The following is a 2,811-nucleotide window of genomic DNA, read 5'->3' as shown; positions in this document are numbered from 1 at the left end:
GTGACCCAGACTTCGCCCATGTGGGAGAGGTCGAACAGGCCTGCGGACTGGCGGACGGCGTGGTGCTCGGCCAGTTCGGAGGAGTACTTCAGGGGCATCTGCCAGCCACCGAAATCGGTGAAGGAAGCGCCGAGCTTCTTGTGCTGCTCATAGAGAGCCGTGTAGTTCTCAGTCATCGTGAGGAGTCCTTTAGTTCTCGAAGGCTTCGATCGGAGGGCAGGAGCAGACCAGGTTACGGTCGCCCGCGGCGCCGTCGATGCGGCCCACGGGCGGGAAGTACTTGTCCTGCTTGAGGTGGTGGACAGGGAAGACGGCCTGCTCGCGGGAGTACTCGCGGTTCCAGTCCGAGGAGACGACGGCGGCCGCGGTGTGCGGTGCGTGGCGCAGCGGGCTGTTCTCCACCGTGAAGTCGCCGTGGGCGACCTGGTCGATTTCCTTGCGGATSGTGATCATGGCTTCGATGAAGCGGTCGATCTCCCCGAGGTCCTCGGAYTCGGTGGGCTCCACCATCAGGGTGCCCGCCACCGGGAACGCCAGGGTCGGGGCGTGGAAGCCGTAGTCGATCAGTCGCTTGGCCACGTCCTCCGCGGTGACGCCGGTCCTGGCCGTCAGTTCGCGCAGGTCCAGGATGCACTCGTGGGCCACGAGTCCGCCTTCACCGGTGTAGAGAACGGGGAAGTACTCGTTGAGGCGCGAGGCGATGTAGTTCGCGGCAAGCAGCGCGGACTTSGTGGCCTCGGTGAGGCCTTCGCCGCCCATGAGCTTCACGTAGGCCCAGGAAATCGGCAACACACCCGCGGAGCCGTAACGCGATGCGGAGATGGCCACGCCAGTCCCTGGCAAAGAAGCGCCGTCTTCATGGGCTGCCTTGTTGGCATCGCCGGGCATGAAGGGTGCCAGGTGTGCCTTGGCAGCGACCGGGCCCACGCCCGGTCCGCCGCCGCCGTGCGGGATGCAGAAGGTCTTGTGCAGGTTCAGGTGGGACACGTCGCCGCCGAACTTGCCCGGCTGGGCCAGGCCCACSAGCGCGTTCAGGTTSGCGCCGTCMACRTACACCTGGCCGCCGGCTGCATGCACCGAGTCGCAGATTTCGCGCACGTCGGCGTCGTACACGCCGTGCGTGGAGGGGTAGGTGATCATGATGGCCGAGAGGACGTCCTTGTTSGCSTCGATCTTGGCCTGCAGGTCCGCGTGGTCGATCGTGCCGTCGGCAGCCGTGGCCACCACGACCACCTTCATGCCGGCCAGCACTGCCGAGGCGGCGTTGGTGCCGTGGGCGGAAGCCGGGATGAGGCAGACGTTGCGCTGGRSRTCGCCGCGGGAGTGGTGGTAGCCGCGGATGGCCAGCAGACCCGCGAGTTCGCCCTGGGAACCGGCGTTGGGCTGGATGGAGACCTGGTCGTAACCGGTGATCTCGGTCAGGTCAGCTTCCAAATCTTCGATCAGTTCGCGCCAGCCCTCGGTCTGGGAATCCGGGGCGAACGGGTGGATCGAGGCGAATTCCGGCCAGGAGATGGCCTCCATCTCGGCGGTGGCGTTCAACTTCATGGTGCACGAACCCARCGGGATCATGGTGCGGTCCAGCGCCAGGTCACGGTCCGAAAGCTTGCGGATGTAGCGCAGCAGCTGGGTCTCGGAACGGTGSGTGTTGAACACCGGGTGCTGAAGGTAGTCCGAAGTTCGCTCGACGGCGTCCTCCAGGGCGAAGCCCTCGCCGTCACCGGACACAGTGGCACCGAAGGCGGCGACGACACCAAAAGCATCAAGGACGCCGCCGACGATTTCATTTGTTGTCGTTTCATCAACGGAGACGCCGACAGTGTCGGCGTCGATGATCCGCAGGTTGATGCCCTTGGCCTCGGCGGTTGCAACGATTTCGGCAGCCTTGCCCGGGACGCGGACGGTGACGGTGTCGAAGAAGCTGCCGTGCAGAACCTCAAGGCCCGCGGCCTTCAAGGACGCAGCCAGGGTCCGGGCGTGGTTGTGGGCGGTCTCGGCGATCGCCTTCAGGCCATCGGGGCCGTGGTACACCGCGTACATCGAGGAAACGATCGCCAACAAYGCCTGCGCGGTGCAGATGTTGGACGTCGCCTTCTCGCGGCGGATGTGCTGCTCGCGGGTCTGCAGCGCCAGGCGGTAGGCGGGAGTGCCGGCGTCGTCCTTGGAAACGCCCACCAAGCGGCCCGGCATGGAGCGCTCAAGGCCCTTCTGGACCGCCATGTACGCGGCGTGCGGGCCGCCGAAGAACAGCGGAACCCCGAAGCGCTGGGTGGAGCCGACAGCGATGTCGGCACCCTGCTCGCCCGGAGGCGTGATCAGGGTAAGGGCGAGAAGGTCCGCGGCCACGGCGACGAGGGCACCGCGTTCCTTGGCGGCGGCAATCACGGCGGAGTGGTCGAACACCCGGCCCGAAACGCCCGGCTGCTGCAGCACGATGCCGTTGATCTCGCCGTCGGGCAGGCCCTGGGACAGGTCCGCGATCTCCACCTCGAAGCCCAGCGCCTCGGCGCGGCCCTTCACGATGGCGATGGTCTGCGGCAGGCAGTCGGCGTCGAGGACCGTCTTGCCGTCGTGGGCCGTCTTGTTCTTGTTGGCCCGGCGCATCATGAGGACCGCTTCGGCGACGGCCGTGGCTTCGTCCAGCAGGGAGGCATTGGCGATGGGCAGCCCCACGAGGTCCTGGACCATGGTCTGGAAATTCAGCAGGGCTTCGAGGCGGCCCTGGGAAATTTCCGGCTGGTACGGCGTGTAGGCCGTGTACCAGGCCGGGGATTCGAGGATGTTGCGCCGGATCACCGGCGGAGTGACGGT

1 protein-coding gene and 1 pseudogene are annotated in these 2,811 nt (G+C 66.5%); both read right to left on the bottom strand.

The features are described from left to right. A pseudogene (locus AB4074_RS24610) lies at positions 1–176 on the bottom strand (glycine cleavage system protein T); the annotation flags it as partial. Between the two features lie 13 nt (positions 177–189). After that, positions 190–2,811: aminomethyl-transferring glycine dehydrogenase (gene gcvP, locus AB4074_RS24605; RefSeq protein WP_441415722.1), on the bottom strand; the 2,622-nt coding region annotated here is incomplete at its 5' end.

The organism is Arthrobacter sp. 2MCAF14, from assembly GCF_052115645.1.
Taxonomy (GTDB): domain Bacteria; phylum Actinomycetota; class Actinomycetes; order Actinomycetales; family Micrococcaceae; genus Arthrobacter.
This window is presented reverse-complemented; position numbering and strand designations above follow the sequence as displayed.